Source organism: Streptomyces sp. NPDC050211, from assembly GCF_040656035.1.
GTDB lineage: Bacteria > Actinomycetota > Actinomycetes > Streptomycetales > Streptomycetaceae > Streptomyces.
Window position 1 is genome coordinate 205965 of record NZ_JBFALC010000004.1, and the last position, 14719, is coordinate 220683.

The following is a 14719-nucleotide window of genomic DNA, read 5'->3' on the forward strand; positions in this document are numbered from 1 at the left end:
TAGGCTGATCGCGGGCCGTGACTGGCGCGCTGGGATGGGACCGACCATCGGGGAGCGGCCCTCGACGGCCTGACCCTCGGGCCCGCCGAGCGAGTGCCGTGCGCCTGGGCCGAACCGTGAACCGTGACCGCTTCAAGCCACGCCGCCCGGAGGCCGACCACATGTCAGACCAGCAGCCCCTCTCCACCGAGTCCACCGCCTTCCGTGCCGCCCTCGACGTGATCCGCGCCGTCGAGCCGCGCGTCGCCGACGCCATCGGCCAGGAGGTCCACGATCAGCGCGAGATGCTCAAGCTGATCGCCTCCGAGAACTACGCCTCCCCGGCCACCCTGCTCGCCATGGGCAACTGGTTCAGCGACAAGTACGCCGAGGGCACCATCGGCCGCCGCTTCTACGCGGGCTGCCGCAACGTCGACACCGTCGAGTCCCTCGCCGCCGAGCACGCCCGCGAACTCTTCGGCGCCCGCCACGCCTACGTCCAGCCGCACTCCGGCATCGACGCCAACCTCGTCGCCTTCTGGTCCGTCCTCGCCGCCCGCGTCGAGGCCCCCGCCCTGGAGAAGGCCGGCGTACGCCAGGTCAACGACCTCTCCGAGGCCGACTGGGCCGAGCTCCGCCAGGCCTTCGGCAACCAGCGCATGCTCGGCATGTCCCTGGACGCCGGCGGCCACCTCACCCACGGCTTCCGCCCGAACATCTCCGGCAAGATGTTCGACCAGCGCTCCTACGGCACCGACCCGCAGACCGGACTGGTGGACTACGAGGCCCTGCGCGCCTCCGCCCGCGAGTTCAAGCCGCTGATCATCGTCGCCGGCTACTCCGCCTACCCCCGTCTCGTGAACTTCCGGATCATGCGGGAGATCGCCGACGAGGTCGGGGCGACCCTGATGGTGGACATGGCGCACTTCGCGGGCCTGGTGGCCGGCAAGGTCCTCACCGGCGACTTCGACCCGATCCCGCACGCCCAGATCGTCACCACCACCACCCACAAGTCCCTCCGTGGCCCCCGCGGCGGCATGGTCCTGTGCGACGACTCCCTCAAGGACCAGGTCGACCGCGGCTGCCCGATGGTCCTCGGCGGCCCGCTCCCGCATGTCATGGCCGCCAAGGCCGTCGCCCTCGCCGAGGCCCGTCAGCCCTCCTTCCGTGACTACGCCCAGCGCATCGTCGACAACTCCCGCGCCCTCGCCGACGGCCTGATGCGCCGGGGCGCGACCCTGGTGACCGCCGGCACCGACAACCACCTCAACCTGATCGATGTCGCCTCCTCCTACGGCCTCACCGGCCGCCAGGCCGAGGCCGCCCTGCTCGAATCCGGCATCGTCACCAACCGCAACTCCATCCCGGCCGACCCCAACGGCGCCTGGTACACGTCCGGTATCCGCATCGGCACCCCCGCCCTGACCACCCGCGGCCTGGGCACCGCCGAGATGGACGAGGTCGCCGCCCTCATCGACCGCGTCCTCACCACCACGGAACCCGGCACCACCAAGTCGGGGGCCCCCTCCAAGGCCGCCCACGTCCTCGACCCCAAGGTCGCCGACGAGATCTCCCACCGCGCGACCGACCTGGTCGCCGGCTTCCCGCTGTACCCGGAGATCGACCTGGGCTGACGCCTCACCCGGCGTCCACGGAACTTCAAGGATCGACGCTCAAAGATCGATCAGCTCCTGTCGTGGCTCCTCCCGCGGCGGCCCGGCCCCGTGCCCGGCCGCCGCGCGGCGTATCAGCAGCGTGCCGGCGACGCCGGCAGCGAACCCGACGGCCAGCCCCGGCAGCGCCCACCAGACCTCGCCCGACCCCTGTACGGGCGTGTCACCGGCGCCATCCGTGCCGTCCGTGCCCTCTCCTGCCGCCCCGAGCAGCCCTTTCCGGTCCAGCTCCGCGAAGACCGAGCGGGGCGCCCGGTGCCAGCGGATGTCGTCGTCCTGCACATCCGGTGCCGGATCCGAGCGGACCCAAGGAGTGCCGTCCCCGTCCACGAACAGCTGGTCCTGCCGCTGCAAGGCCACATCACCGCCCGGCGGACGATGGGACTGCGGCCAGCCGCCGATCCCCGTCATCCCCCACACCACGATGATCCGCACCCGCGGATACCGGCCCTCGAACCAGCCCTCCGGCACCCGCTCCGTCCGGGTGTAGGTGGGCTGCAGCAGCTGCCAGAAACGGGCGAAGTCCTGCTCGCCGGAGCGCAGCACCGTCGTCCGCCCTGTGCCGCCCGCCATCACGATCGCCAGATCGGGTATGTCCCCGCCCGGCCCCGGTGCGGCCACCGCGGGCGCAGTGAACAGAGCCATCGCCAGCGGCACCGGCGTCAGCGCGGCGAGTCGCCTCATCGTGCGTCTGCGACGGTGGGCCATTCCTCCCTCTCCCGATCTCACAGCGGTCCCCCTCCCTACTGATCTCCCGGCCTGTCTTCTGATCCACCGACCGCAGATGACCGCAGATGGCCTCAGAGGTCGCGAAGCTCCTGCCGCGGGCCTCCCTCCGTGCCGCGCAGAAGCGGCAGAGGCAGCTTCCTTGCGGCGAACGGTCGCAGCACCAGCGCCAGCACGGCTCCGGCCGCCGCACCCGGGAGCGCCCACCACCAGTCGGTGCTGTCGGAAGCGCCTGTGGTGGCTGCCCGAGTCGTGGTGGCCGCCTTGTCCGCCGCGCTGCCCTGGTCCGCCGTGCCGCCCTTGTCCGCAGCACCGGCGGATCCCGGGTTCGGGATCTTGTCGATCACGCCGAGCTTTGCGAGCAGGGTGTGCAACTGAGCCGGCTGCTCAGCCTTCTTCCATTGGTCGTTTCCTTTGGGCGGTGTGCCCATGGCCGTGTTGATCCATATGTCCTTAGTGCCGCCCACGATCACGGAGTCCTGTCGCCAGGGCGTCGCATCGTGGATCATCCACGTGATGTTGATGGACTCGCCCGCGTCGGCGATCAGCTCAGTGGGCCGCTTGTCCGCGTCGAGAACACGGCCCGTCTGATCGAGCAGTGTCTGCAGCGTGGTGTACTCCAGGTCCGTGGAGTAGAGCCCCGTGGCCTGCTGAGTGGTCGGCGAGGCCAGAAGCACGCTCGTCGGGCCGCCGGCGGACGCGGGAGGCGCGCCCAGGAGAGCCAGGGTCAGCATCGCGGCCAATCCCCCTGCTGTAGCGATCAGTTGACGCATCCTCACCATGAGGTCCCCCACTGGTCCGGTGCGGCCCGTCCGTGGGCCGCGTGTCACTTCTGGTACACCGCCCGACCCGCCGGGGTTCCCACCTTTGCCGCACTATTCGGATCCGGATTTTGAGGATTTCTCGAGCGACTTCGCGATCTCCACCGCCCGTTCCCTCGACGCCACTCCCTCCAGCCGCAGCGTCATGTCCTCGCCGTCCGCCGTGCGGTGCATCCACAGCAGCGTCGGACCCGCTGTCCGTTCCTTGCGGGTGTAGCGGTCCCCGTTCTCGTCGATCAGCCAGAAGCTGAGCAGGTGTGGCCGGCGGAACCACAGGGCCGTGTCAGAGCCCGATGTGCCGTCACCGCCCAGTTGCAGCCACTCCGGCTGTTCGCGCACGGTCTTGGCGAAGGAGAGGTCCAGGCGGGCCGGGTACTCGTCCAGCCGGATGGTGCGCCCGTCCTCCTGACGGCACAGCGTCACCAGGAACCGCCCCCGCGGCTCGGCCGTCACCGACACGGCGTCCGGCGCGCCGAACGCCTTGGGCACCTGTGGCGCGAACCCGGCCCGCTGCTCCGCTTGCGCCAGCGACACCGACCTCCCGCAGCCGGGCACCTCGGCACCCGGAGAAGGCTCCGCCGACGGGTCGTACCGCACCTCGACCCCGCCGAAGTCGAACCAGTCGAAGACCGTGGCCCGCACCGGAGGCGTGAGCACCAGCACCGTCAGCAGACCGCACAGGGCCGCGGTCAGTGAACGCCATCGCACCCGCGTCCACCGCCGGACCGCCCGCAGCCGCTCACCGCTGCCCGAGGGCTCGGCCACCGGCACCGGCACCTGCTCGGCGAGTATCTGCTGCAGCACCCGCTCGACCATCGTCTCGGAACCGTCGGCCCCGGGCCTGTCCAGCGACCGGCCCAGCGCCCTCAGCTCCTCCGGCAGCCGCGAGGCCTCGCCGCGACGCCGGCCGCCGCCCTGGTCGTCGTACGACTCCTGGCCGTCACTCATGCTCATCACCCCCTTCCCGAGGCTGGAAATCCGGCAGCAGCCTGCCCAGCTTCCGCAGGGCGCGGTTGAGCCGGGACTTCACCGTGCCCCTGGGCCAGCCCAGGGCCTGGGCCGTCTCGGACTCATCCATCTCCAGCAGATAGCGGTAGGTGACGACCAGACGGTGCTCCTCGCTCAGCTTCTCCAGGGCTGCCTGCAGCGCGACCCGGCGCTCTATCTCCAGGGCCGCGACCGCCGGGTCCGCCGCATCCGGTATCAGCGGCTCCGCCTCCGCGAACGCCGCCTCACGGCCGGCGAGCGTGCGCTGGCGGGCCGCCGTGCGCACTGTGTTCCTCGTCTCATTGGCGACGATCGACAGCAGCCAGGGCTTGAACGCCGCGCCGTCCTTGAACCGGGCCAGCGCGCAGTACGCCTTCACGAAGGCCTGCTGCACCACGTCTTCCGCGTCCGCACCCGCCCCGAGCGCCGCGGCCGCACGCAGCGCGATGCCCGTATGGGCCCGCACCAGCTCCGCATACGCCTCCGGCTCTCCGGCGCGTACGCGTGCGATCACCGCGGCCTCATCGACGATGCGGCCCCCCTCCCGCGTCCTCACACTCTTGTTACACCGCCGGGGCCAGATCGGTTCCCACCTGTTCCCGGCCAGTTCTCAGCCCGTTCCGGATCGCCCCCTGAGACCTGAGAGAATGGTGAACATGGCTTCTGATCGTCCCCGCGTGCTCTCCGGAATCCAGCCCACCGCAGGCTCGTTCCACCTCGGCAACTACCTCGGCGCCGTCCGTCAGTGGGTGGCCCTGCAGGAGACCCACGACGCGTTCTACATGGTCGTCGACCTGCACGCGCTCACGGTTCCGCAGGACCCGAAGGAGCTGCGGGCCAACACCCGCCTCGCCGCGGCGCAGCTGCTGGCCGCAGGACTCGACGCGGAGCGCTGCACGCTCTTCGTACAGAGCCATGTCCCCGAGCACGCCCAGCTCGCCTGGATCATGAACTGCCTCACCGGCTTCGGCGAGGCGTCCCGCATGACCCAGTTCAAGGACAAGTCCGCCAAGCAGGGCGCCGACCGCGCCAGCGTCGGCCTCTTCACCTACCCGGTCCTCCAGGTCGCGGACATCCTGCTCTACCAGGCGAACGAGGTCCCGGTCGGCGAGGACCAGCGCCAGCACATCGAGCTCACCCGTGACCTCGCCGAGCGCTTCAACGGCCGCTTCGGCGAGACCTTCACGATCCCGAAGCCGTACATCCTCCGGGAGACGGCGAAGATCTACGACCTCCAGGACCCGTCGATCAAGATGAGCAAGTCGGCATCGACCCCGAAGGGGTTGATCAACCTGCTCGACGATCCCAAGGCCACCGCCAAGAAGGTCAAGAGCGCGGTCACCGACACGGACACCGTGATCCGCTTCGACGCGGAGAACAAGCCGGGCGTCAGCAACCTGCTCACCATCTACTCGACCCTCACGGGCGAGGGGATCGCGGACCTGGAGCAGAAGTACGACGGCAAGGGCTACGGCGCGATCAAGACCGACCTCGCCGAGCTCATGGTCGAGTTCGTGACGCCGTTCCGCGAGCGCACCCAGCAGTATCTGGACGACCCGGAGACGCTGGACTCGATCCTCGCCAAGGGCGCGGAGAAAGCGCGTGCCGTCGCCGCGGAGACGCTCGCCCAGGCGTACGACCGGGTGGGCTTCCTGCCCGCGAAGCACTGACAGGCACTCAGGCGTACCACCGCACAGACGTACCACTGGGCAGAGCGCTGCACATCACTACGGTTGCGCCTGCCCACAACACACCCGTGGCCGTACAGTCGATAGCCGGACGGCTGGGAACGCACCCGCAAAGACGACAGGAGACGACGTGGGGACCGTAACGATCGGTGTGTCGATCGCGGTCCCGGAGCCGCACGGCAGCCTGCTCCAGGAGCGGCGCGCGGGCTTCGGCGACGCCGCGGCGCACGGCATCCCCACGCACGTCACGCTGCTGCCGCCGACAGAGGTCGACGACGGCGACCTGCCCGCGATCGAGGCACATCTCATCGAGGTCGCGGCAGCCGTGCGTCCCTTCCCGATGCGGCTGTCCGGCACGGGCACCTTCCGCCCCCTGTCCCCGGTCGTGTTCGTCCAGGTCGTCGAGGGCGCCGCGGCCTGCACCTGGCTGCAGAAGCAGGTCCGCGACGCCTCCGGCCCGGTGGCGCGCGAACTGCAGTTCCCGTACCACCCGCACGTCACCGTGGCGCACGGCATCGACGACGAGGCGATGGACCGCGCCTTCGAGGCACTCGCCGACTACACCGCCGCCTGGCCCTGCACCGGCTTCGCGCTCTACGAACAGGGCCCCGACGGCGTATGGCGCAAGCTGCGCGAGTTCACCTTCGGCAGTGCGGTCGTACCACCGCAGCCGGGCCACGTGGAGCGGGGCTCCCTGCCGACTCGCTAGGCCTGTCCGGTCCTAGATCGGCAGCCGCCGGAACACCGCCCGTGGCACATGCCGCAGCGCCGACATCACCAGCCGCAGTGCGCCCGGCACCCACACCGTCTCCGAGCGCCGCCTCAGGCCCAGCTCGATGGCCGTCGCGACCGCCTCCGGAGTCGTGGCGAGCGGTGCCTCTTCCCGGCCGGCGGTCATCTTCGACCGTACGAACCCGGGGCGTACGACCATGACGTGTACGCCGGTGCCGTGGAGCGCGTCGCCCAGGCCCTGGGTGAAGGTGTCGAGGCCGGCCTTGCTGGAGCCGTAGATGAAATTGGCGCGGCGGGCGCGTTCGCCGGCGACGGAGGAGAGCACGACCAGGGAGCCGTGGCCCTGGGTCTGCAACGCGCGCGCGGCGACGAGCGCCGAGGACACCGCGCCCGTGTAGTTGGTCTGCGCGACCCGTACCGCGGCGGCCGGATCGCGCTCGTCGTGCGCCTGGTCGCCGAGGATGCCGAAGGCGAGCAGCACCATGTCGATGTCGCCCTCGGCGAAGACCTTGCCGAGCACCGTTTCGTGGGAGCCGGGGTCGAGCGCGTCGAAGGGGACGGTGTGCACCTCGGCCCCCAGGGCACGCAGTTCGGCGGCGGCCCCGTCGAGCGCGGGCGTCGGGCGGCCCGCCAGCCACACCGTGCGGGTGCGGCGCGCGATCAGGCGGCGCGCGGTGGCCAGCGCGATCTCGGACGTACCGCCGAGGACGAGCAGGGACTGGGGGAGGCCGAAGGCGTCCTTCACGACAGCTCCTAGAGGTTGCCTAGAGGGTGAGGCGGCGCGACAGGTCCGACACGAACACCCCGCGTGGGTCCAACTGCGCACGCAGAGCGCGGAATTCGTCGAGTCGGGGGTACATCGAGGTGAGCAGTTCCGGGCGCAGCCGGGAGTCCTTGGCCAGGTAGACGCGCCCGCCCGCCGCGGCCACCTCCTCGTCCAGTTCGTCGAGGAAGGCGCCGAGGCCGGGCAGTCCGGCCGGGATGTCCACGGCCAGCGTCCAGCCGGGCACCGGGAAGGAGAGCCAGCCCGGGTCGGCGTCCCCGAAGCGCTTGAGGACGGCGAGGAACGACGGGCAGCGGTGCTCGGAGATACGCCGCACGATCCGGCGCAGGGCGTCCTCCTGGCCGTATCCGACGACGAACTGGTACTGCACGAAGCCGCCGCGGCCGTAGACGCGGTTCCAGTGGGGGACGCCGTCGAGGGGGTGGAAGAAGGTGGAGAGCTTCTGCAGCTGACCGGCACGCGCGCGTGGCGCCTTCCGGTACCAGAGTTCGTTGAACAGGCCCACGGTGGTGCGGGTGAGCAGCCCCTCCGGGAGGAAGGCGGGGGCGGGCGGCAACTGGGCGGGGCGGAAGGAAAGCGGGGCTCTACGCGCGCGTGCGGGCAGTGTGTCGAGTGGTGCGTGGTCGCCGCGGGTCAGCACCGCGCGGCCCGTCGCCGCGCCGCGTGCCAGGAGGTCGATCCAGGCGACCGAGTAGCGGTAGAGGTGGTCGGTCGCGGTCAGACGGGCCATCAGGTCGTCGAGGTCCGTGGCGCGTTCGGTGTCGACGGACATGAGGGAGGTCTGTACCGGCTGGAGCTGGACCGTCGCGGTCAGGATGACCCCGGTCAGGCCCATGCCGCCGGCCGTCGCGTCGAAGAGGGGGGTGTCGCGGCCGACGGTGCGGATCTCGCCGTCGGCGGTGAGGAGTTCCAGGGACAGGACGTGCCGGGTGAAGGAGCCGGACACATGGTGGTTCTTGCCGTGGATGTCGGCGCCGATCGCGCCGCCGACGGTCACCTGACGGGTGCCGGGCGTGACGGGGACGAACCAGCCGAGCGGCAGCAGGACTTCCATCAGGCGGTGCAGCGAGACACCCGCGTCGCACAGGACGGTGCCGCCGTCGGCGTCGATGGCGTGGATGCGGTTCAGGCCCGTCATGTCGAGCACGGTCCCGCCGGCGTTCTGCGCCGCGTCCCCGTACGCCCGTCCCAGCCCTCTGGGGATGCTGCCGCGGGCCCCGCAGTCCCGGACTGCCGCCGCCGCCTCCTCGTACGTCCGTGGGCGGATCAGCCGGGCGGCGGTGGGAGCGGTGCGGCCCCATCCCGTGACGGAAACGGTGTCGGCAGACATGCGGTGACCGTATAGCCGAGGCTTATCGCCCTGTTTCGTAACATTCCGTCACTCGCCGAAATGGGTGATTAATGGGATGTCGCTCAATATTGCCGTAATTCCGGCAGGGGTGGCGTGAACAGTGAGTCCAGTGGACGACTTCGACACCATGGACGACCGAATCCTTTCCGCATTCCACGCTTGCGGTGCGGACCCGCGCGTAGCGGGCGCCGCGCGCGCCCTGTCGTGGGCGGGTGAGCACGGTGCGCTGTGGATCGCGGCGGGTCTCGCCGGTGCGGCCGTGGACGGAGCGCGGCGCGGTGCCTGGTTGCGGGGCACAGCGCTCACCGCGGGCGCGCACGTCGCCAGCATGGGCGTGAAGCGCGTCGTACGCCGTGCGCGTCCCACGCGTCTCGCGCCCCGCGTGCGCACCGCCGGCCGTCACTCCTTCCCGAGCTCGCACGCCACCTCGGCAGCCGCGGCCGCCGTCGCCTACGGCGCACTCGGCGCCCCCCTCGTCCCCCCGCTCGCCGTCGCCATGTGCCTCTCCCGCCTGGTCGTCGGCGTGCACTACCCCTCCGACGTCGCGGCGGGGGCCGCCCTCGGAGCGCTGACGGCGCGGCTCGGGGCGCGCTGGATGCGAGGGAGCAGACATGACTGAGGCAGCGCCTCTCAGGACCTCCGCCGACGGCACACGCCCCACCAAAGCCGCGCACTACCCGGACGGCGCGCGCCCCACCCCCAACGCGCCCCCCAAACGCACCCTTCTCCACGGCCTCCTCACGACCGCACGCCCCAAGCAGTGGGTCAAGAACGTCCTGGTCGTCGCCGCCCCCGCGGCCGCCGGGCAGTTGCTCGTGCCGGGAGCACTCACCCGTATCGCCCTGGTCTTCGCGCTGTTCACGGCCTGCGCCGCCGCCGTCTACCTGATCAACGACGCCCGCGACGCCGAGGCCGACCGCGCCCACCCCACCAAGTGCCACCGCCCCGTCGCCGCCGGCCAGGTCCCCGTACCCGTCGCGTACGCCGTCGGCGGCGCCCTCGCCGTCCTCGCGCCCCTCGCGGCGGCCTGGCTCACCACGCCCGCCGTCGCGGCGCTGCTGACCGCGTACATCGGCATGCAACTGGCGTACTGCATCAGCCTCAAGCACGTCCTGGTCGTCGACCTCGTCGTCGTCACGACCGGCTTCCTGATGCGCGCGATGGTGGGCGGGCTCGCGCTCGACATCCCCCTGTCCAGCTGGTTTCTGATCACCACCGGCTTCGGCGCGCTGTTCATGGTGTCCGCCAAGCGCTACTCCGAAGCCGTCCAGCTGGCCGGCACAGCGGGCGCCACGCGCGCATTGCTCAGCGAATACACCACCGGCTACCTGCGTTTCGTATGGCAGCTGGCGGCCGGCGTCGCCGTCCTCGGGTACTGCCTGTGGGCCCTCGAGGAGGGCGGCGTCCCCAACACCAGCGTCCTGCCGTGGCGGCAGCTGTCCATGGTCGCCTTCATCGTGGCGATCCTCCGCTACGCCGTCTTCGCCGACCGCGGCACCGCGGGCGAACCCGAGGACGTCGTCCTCCACGACCGCGCCCTCGCACTCATCGCGCTGGCATGGCTGGCGATGTACGGCTTGGCGGTGGCCAACTGGTGAACCTCCCGCGCGGCCGTGAACTGCTGGGATTCGGCTCAGTGGGCCTCCTCGCCTACGCCGCCGACCTCGCCCTCTTCACCTGGCTGCGCGGACCGGTCGGACTCGAACCGCTCACCGCCAAGGTGATCTCCTTCGTGGCGGGCTGCTCCGTGGCGTACGTGGGCAACGCGTTCGGCACCTACCGGGCCACCGGACCGCGCGGCCTGCGCCCGTATGCCGTCTTCTTCGCGGTGAACGCCGCGGGAGCGCTCGTCCAGCTTCTGTGCCTCGCCGTCAGCCACTATGGCCTCGGCTTCACCTCGCAGCGCGCGGACACCGTATCCGGCGCGGGAATCGGCATGGCGATCGCCACTGTCCTGCGGTTTTGGGGCACTCGGACATTGGTCTTCCGCAACGAGGGCAGAGTCGGATCATGGACTGGCTGAAAAAGCTCCCTGTCGTCGGGCCGCTGGTGGCCCGGTTGATGGTCACGCACGCGTGGCGGTCGTACGAGCGTCTGGACCGGGTGAAGTGGACGCGGCTGGCCGCCGCGATGACGTTCATCAGCTTCGTGGCGCTCTTCCCGCTGCTGACGGTGGCCGCCGCCATCGCGGCGGCGACCCTCAGCGAGTCCCGGCAGAACGAGCTGGAGGACAAGATCGCCGAGCAGGTGCCCGGCATCTCCGAGCAGCTCAACATCGACGGCCTGGTCGCCAACGCCGGCACCGTCGGCCTCATCGCCGGCGCCCTGCTGCTGTTCACCGGCATCGGCTGGGTCGGCTCGATGCGCGACTGTCTGCGCGCGGTGTGGGAGCTGCCCGACAGCGAGGAGAACCCGGTCCTGAGCAAGGCCAAGGACGCGGGCATCCTCGTAGGCCTCGGCGGAGCGCTCCTCGTGACGCTGGCCGCCTCCACCGTCGCCTCCGCGATGGTCGGCTGGATCACTGAGCAGATCGGCATCAAGGAGGGCGGCTGGGGCGGGGTCCTGCTGTACATCGCCGCGTTCGCCGTCGCCGTCCTCGCGAACTTCCTCGTACTCCTGTACGTCCTCACCCTGCTGCCCGGCGTCGAACCCTCGCGCCGCCGGCTGATGGTGGCCGCGCTGATCGGCGCGATCGGGTTCGAGCTCCTCAAGCTGCTGCTCAGCGGCTATATGCAGGGCGTGGCCGCGAAGAGCATGTACGGCGCGTTCGGCGTCCCCGTCGCCCTGCTGCTGTGGATCAACTTCACCTCGAAGCTGGTCCTGTTCTGTGCCGCGTGGACGGCGACGGGGAGCAAGGAGACCGAGGTCACGGACGCGTCCGGCGACGTACCAGATCAGGCAGCGGCCACCGGCGGTTGACCAGGAACGCGCCCGCCGCGAGCAGCACCAGCACCCCGCCGGTGATCGCGAACGCGACCCCCACCCCGCCGGAACCGCTCTGGGCCGCCGCGCCCGTCACCGGCTTCGCGGACGCCTCGCTGTCCCCGGCGCCACCGGCCTCACCGCCGTCGTTCGCACCCGGCTGGGCGTCGGCCTGCGTGGCGCTCTTCGGAGGCACCAACTCGCCCACCGGCTCCACCTTCCCGGCCGCCTTGAATCCCCAGTCGAAGAGCGCGGCGGTCTCCTTGTAGACCTCGTTGGCCGCGTCCTTCTCCGGGTTCATGACGGTGACCAGCAGCACCTTGCCGTTGCGCTCGGCGACGCCGGTGAAGGTGGAGCCGGCGTTGGTGGTGTTGCCGTTCTTGACGCCGGCGATGCCCTGGTACTGGGCGAGGCCGCTGTCGCCGGTCAGCAGCCGGTTGGTGTTCTGGATCTCGAAGGTCTCGCGGACCGTCTTGCCCTTCTTGTTCTTCGTCGTCTTGCCCGGGAACTTCGCGGACACCGTGGAGCAGTACTCGCGGAAGTCCTTCTTCTGCAGCCCGGAGCGGGCGATCAGCGTCAGGTCGTACGCGGAGGAGACCTGCCCGGGGGCGTCGTAGCCGTCGGGGCTGACCACGTTCGTGTCGAGGGCCTGGAGCTCCTCGGCGTGCTCGTTCATCTCCTTGACGGTGTCCGCGACGCCGTCGTTCATCGCGGACAGCACATGCACCGCGTCGTTGCCGGAGCGCAGGAAGACGCCGAGCCACAGGTCGTGGACCGTGTACGTCTCGCCTTCCTTGATCCCGACCATGCTGGATCCGGTGCCGATGTCGGCCAGGTCGCTGGGCACCACGGTGTGCTTCATGGTCTTCGGGAACTTCGGCAGCACGGTGTCCGCGAACAGCATCTTCAGCGTGCTCGCCGGGGGCAGCCGCCAGTGCGCGTTGTTCGCGGCCAACACGTCACCCGACTCGGCGTCGGAGACGATCCACGACCGCGCGGACAGATCCTTGGGGAGCACCGGCACCCCGCTCGCGAGATTGACCTGCGGCCCCGCCTTCCCGAGCAGGGCGCCGCCCACGGCCGACATGTTCGCCGGGGGAGTGGCCGAGGGTGTCGGCTTCGGTGTCGGCTTGGGCGCCGCGAGAACCGGCGCGGCGGTCAGCGAGAGGGACAACAACGTGGCGGAAGTGACCAGCAGGGATCGCCTGGCGGTCTTCATGGGTGCGGACACGGTCGAGAACGTACCTGTCGCGGGCCGGGAAGTCCCACCGCCCGCCCCACCCCGGCGGCGGATCCGGACAGGCGGCGGCGATACTGAAGGCATGAAGCTCAGCCGCCCCGTCTCCTGGTTCCTGCTCGCCTTCGGGGTGTGGAGCTGGATCATCTGGATCACTTTCGTCAAGAACCTCGTCAAGGACGGCAGCGGGCTCGCGTTCGACGACGCGGGCGACCCGACCGCGTACTTCTGGGTGCACCTGCTGCTCGCCGTCGTTTCCTTCGTATTGGGGACGGTCGTCGGCGGCATCGGGTTGCGCGGAATTCGCGCACTGCGCCGAACGTCATAGCTGACAAGCCGTACGGCACCGTCGACAACTGAGGGATACGACATCGTGGTCATCGTCTTCGCGCTCGTGGCGCTGCTCGTGCTGAGCGCGTTGGTGGCGGGCAACTGGTTCGTCTGGCGCCGCCTGTTCCGCGACACGACGCGCGGTCCGGGCCTGGTGCGCCGTGCGGGCGCGGTGCTGATCGCAGGCGGCTGGGCCCTGACGGTCGCGGCCTTCGTGGCCGAACGCTCCGGCGCCCCCTTCTGGCTCCAGCAGCTCCTGGCCTGGCCGGGCTTCCTGTGGCTGGCCCTGTCGATATATCTGCTTCTGGGTGTGCTGGCGGGTGAGGTCGTACGGCCACTGCTGCGGCGCTGGCTGGAACGGCGGGCGGACGCGGAAGTCGCCGTACCGCAGGCCGTACCGCAGGAGGAACCCGTACCGGTGGGTGCGCCGGCCGACCCGCCCGCGCCGGAGCCCGCATCCCCCGAGGCCACGCCCGCCCCCTCCCGCCGCCTCTTCGTCTCCCGAGTCATCGGCGGCACCGTGGCAGCGGCCGCCGTCGGCACGGTCGGGGTCGGCACGTACGGCGTCCTGAACGGCCCGAGTGTGAAACGGGTCACCGTCCCGCTGGCCAAACTCCCGCGCGCGGCGCACGGTTTCCGGATCGCCGTCGTCAGTGACATCCACCTGGGGCCGGTCCTCGGCCGGGGCTTCGCGCAGAAGGTCGTCGACACGATCAACGCGACCCAGCCCGACCTGATCGCGGTGGTCGGCGACCTGGTGGACGGCAGCGTCAAGGACCTGGGCCCGGCGGCGGCACCCCTGGCGCAGCTGACGGCACGGCACGGCGCGTACTTCGTCACCGGCAACCACGAGTACTTCTCCGGCGCCGAGCAGTGGGTCGAGGAGGTACGCCGGCTCGGCCTGCGCCCGCTGGAGAACGCCCGTACGGAGCTGACCCACTTCGACCTCGCGGGCGTCAACGACGTCTCGGGCGAGGACGAGGGCCAGGGCCCGGACTACGCGAAGGCCCTCGGCGACCGGGACACGGCACGCGCGTGCGTGCTCCTCGCCCACCAGCCCGTCCAGATCCACGACGCCGTAGATCACGGCGTCGACCTCCAGCTCTCCGGCCACACCCACGGCGGACAGCTCTGGCCCGGCAACCTCCTCGCCGCGGCCGCCAACCCGACCCTCGCGGGCCTGGAGCGCTACGGCGACACCCAGCTCTACGTCACCCGCGGCGCGGGCGCGTGGGGGCCGCCGACGCGGGTGGGGGCGCCGTCGGACATCACGGTGGTGGAACTGGCGTCACGCCAGGCATGACGAGCGCTTCGCGGATTGTGCCGGGTTGCGTTGTGCGTTGTCTGCGGGTGCGCTGTGGCTGGTCGCGCAGTTCCCCGCGCCCCTTCGGGGCGCTCCTGAGCCGCGCTAGATCTGACGCGATCTCGTTGCCTTGTCTTGTGCGGGAGTGACTCCGGGCAGCTTCTCTACACAGCACCATGTGACGGA

Annotated in this window: 16 protein-coding genes; 9 read left to right on the forward strand and 7 right to left on the reverse strand. The window is 70.8% G+C overall.

The genetic code is table 11. The features are described 5' to 3' along the window. The first annotated feature begins 161 nt into the window (after positions 1-161). The gene (locus AB0I98_RS06580) at positions 162-1613 is read left to right on the forward strand and encodes a glycine hydroxymethyltransferase (RefSeq protein ID WP_362936155.1); all 1452 of its coding nucleotides are present in this window, start codon (positions 162-164) and stop codon (positions 1611-1613) included. Positions 1614-1652: 39 nt separating this feature from the next. Here AB0I98_RS06580 and AB0I98_RS06585 read toward each other — a convergent pair whose 3' ends face one another. The 4 genes from AB0I98_RS06585 to AB0I98_RS06600 form a co-directional block, all read right to left on the reverse strand. Further along, on the reverse strand, positions 1653-2297 hold the full coding sequence (locus tag AB0I98_RS06585) for a hypothetical protein (protein WP_362936476.1): 645 nt from the start codon (positions 2295-2297) through the stop codon (positions 1653-1655). A gap of 155 nt (positions 2298-2452) precedes the next feature. Next, positions 2453-3112, reverse strand: coding sequence for a hypothetical protein (locus AB0I98_RS06590; protein ID WP_362936158.1), 660 nt, complete (start codon positions 3110-3112; stop codon positions 2453-2455). A gap of 141 nt (positions 3113-3253) precedes the next feature. Further along, positions 3254-4147 (reverse strand): hypothetical protein, encoded by an 894-nt coding sequence (locus AB0I98_RS06595; protein WP_362936161.1) that lies wholly within the window; start codon positions 4145-4147, stop codon positions 3254-3256. Beyond that, positions 4140-4700 carry an RNA polymerase sigma factor gene (locus tag AB0I98_RS06600; RefSeq protein ID WP_362936164.1) on the reverse strand — a complete coding sequence of 187 codons (561 nt, stop codon included), beginning with the start codon at positions 4698-4700 and terminating at the stop codon, positions 4140-4142. The genes AB0I98_RS06595 and AB0I98_RS06600 overlap by 8 nt, the downstream gene beginning before the upstream one ends. A 142-nt stretch (positions 4701-4842) precedes the next feature. Here AB0I98_RS06600 and trpS point away from each other — a divergent pair, with 142 nt between their 5' ends. Beyond that, the gene (gene trpS, locus AB0I98_RS06605) at positions 4843-5856 is read left to right on the forward strand and encodes a tryptophan--tRNA ligase (protein ID WP_362936167.1); all 1014 of its coding nucleotides are present in this window, start codon (positions 4843-4845) and stop codon (positions 5854-5856) included. Positions 5857-6004: 148 nt separating this feature from the next. Next, positions 6005-6583 (forward strand): 2'-5' RNA ligase family protein, encoded by a 579-nt coding sequence (locus tag AB0I98_RS06610; RefSeq protein ID WP_362936170.1) that lies wholly within the window; start codon positions 6005-6007, stop codon positions 6581-6583. 12 nt (positions 6584-6595) lie between these two features. Here the strand turns inward: AB0I98_RS06610 and AB0I98_RS06615 are convergent, their stop codons facing one another. Further along, positions 6596-7351 (reverse strand): decaprenylphospho-beta-D-erythro-pentofuranosid-2-ulose 2-reductase, encoded by a 756-nt coding sequence (locus tag AB0I98_RS06615; protein WP_362936173.1) that lies wholly within the window; start codon positions 7349-7351, stop codon positions 6596-6598. A 19-nt stretch (positions 7352-7370) separates the two neighbouring features. Next, the gene (locus tag AB0I98_RS06620) at positions 7371-8720 is read right to left on the reverse strand and encodes an FAD-binding oxidoreductase (RefSeq protein WP_362936176.1); all 1350 of its coding nucleotides are present in this window, start codon (positions 8718-8720) and stop codon (positions 7371-7373) included. A gap of 130 nt (positions 8721-8850) precedes the next feature. Here AB0I98_RS06620 and AB0I98_RS06625 point away from each other — a divergent pair, with 130 nt between their 5' ends. From AB0I98_RS06625 to AB0I98_RS06640, 4 genes are read left to right on the forward strand one after another with little or no spacing between them, the layout of a single operon-like run. Continuing rightward, the gene (locus tag AB0I98_RS06625) at positions 8851-9360 is read left to right on the forward strand and encodes a phosphatase PAP2 family protein (RefSeq protein ID WP_362936179.1); all 510 of its coding nucleotides are present in this window, start codon (positions 8851-8853) and stop codon (positions 9358-9360) included. Beyond that, positions 9353-10339, forward strand: coding sequence for a decaprenyl-phosphate phosphoribosyltransferase (locus AB0I98_RS06630; RefSeq protein WP_362936182.1), 987 nt, complete (start codon positions 9353-9355; stop codon positions 10337-10339). Before AB0I98_RS06625 ends, AB0I98_RS06630 begins: the two co-directional genes overlap by 8 nt. Continuing rightward, positions 10300-10764, forward strand: coding sequence for a GtrA family protein (locus tag AB0I98_RS06635; RefSeq protein WP_362936185.1), 465 nt, complete (start codon positions 10300-10302; stop codon positions 10762-10764). Before AB0I98_RS06630 ends, AB0I98_RS06635 begins: the two co-directional genes overlap by 40 nt. Continuing rightward, positions 10752-11660, forward strand: a complete 909-nt coding sequence (locus tag AB0I98_RS06640; protein ID WP_362936188.1) for a YihY/virulence factor BrkB family protein — start codon at positions 10752-10754, stop codon at positions 11658-11660. Before AB0I98_RS06635 ends, AB0I98_RS06640 begins: the two co-directional genes overlap by 13 nt. Here AB0I98_RS06640 and AB0I98_RS06645 read toward each other — a convergent pair. Then, positions 11608-12894, reverse strand: coding sequence for a D-alanyl-D-alanine carboxypeptidase (locus AB0I98_RS06645; RefSeq protein WP_362936191.1), 1287 nt, complete (start codon positions 12892-12894; stop codon positions 11608-11610). The genes AB0I98_RS06640 and AB0I98_RS06645 overlap by 53 nt on opposite strands. 91 nt (positions 12895-12985) lie before the next feature. Between AB0I98_RS06645 and AB0I98_RS06650 the strand changes: the two genes are divergently transcribed. Continuing rightward, a complete protein-coding gene (locus AB0I98_RS06650; protein WP_210578149.1) occupies positions 12986-13228 on the forward strand; it encodes an SCO4848 family membrane protein in 243 nt (80 codons plus the stop codon). A 45-nt stretch (positions 13229-13273) separates the two neighbouring features. Next, positions 13274-14533 (forward strand): metallophosphoesterase, encoded by a 1260-nt coding sequence (locus AB0I98_RS06655; protein WP_362936194.1) that lies wholly within the window; start codon positions 13274-13276, stop codon positions 14531-14533. The last annotated feature ends 186 nt before the right edge of the window (positions 14534-14719 follow it).

Excerpts from the sequence above, each read along its gene's own strand:
- AB0I98_RS06580 (WP_362936155.1), top strand. The coding sequence starts at position 162 with ATGTCAGACCAGCAGCCCCTCTCCACCGAGTCCACCGCCTTCCGTGCC.
- AB0I98_RS06585 (WP_362936476.1), bottom strand. The coding sequence starts at position 2,297 with ATGGCTCTGTTCACTGCGCCCGCGGTGGCCGCACCGGGGCCGGGCGGG.
- AB0I98_RS06590 (WP_362936158.1), bottom strand. The coding sequence starts at position 3,112 with ATGCTGACCCTGGCTCTCCTGGGCGCGCCTCCCGCGTCCGCCGGCGGC.
- AB0I98_RS06595 (WP_362936161.1), bottom strand. The coding sequence starts at position 4,147 with ATGAGTGACGGCCAGGAGTCGTACGACGACCAGGGCGGCGGCCGGCGT.
- trpS (WP_362936167.1), top strand. The coding sequence starts at position 4,843 with ATGGCTTCTGATCGTCCCCGCGTGCTCTCCGGAATCCAGCCCACCGCA.
- AB0I98_RS06620 (WP_362936176.1), bottom strand. The coding sequence starts at position 8,720 with ATGTCTGCCGACACCGTTTCCGTCACGGGATGGGGCCGCACCGCTCCC.
- AB0I98_RS06630 (WP_362936182.1), top strand. The coding sequence starts at position 9,353 with ATGACTGAGGCAGCGCCTCTCAGGACCTCCGCCGACGGCACACGCCCC.
- AB0I98_RS06635 (WP_362936185.1), top strand. The coding sequence starts at position 10,300 with ATGGCTGGCGATGTACGGCTTGGCGGTGGCCAACTGGTGAACCTCCCG.
- AB0I98_RS06640 (WP_362936188.1), top strand. The coding sequence starts at position 10,752 with ATGGACTGGCTGAAAAAGCTCCCTGTCGTCGGGCCGCTGGTGGCCCGG.
- AB0I98_RS06650 (WP_210578149.1), top strand. The coding sequence starts at position 12,986 with ATGAAGCTCAGCCGCCCCGTCTCCTGGTTCCTGCTCGCCTTCGGGGTG.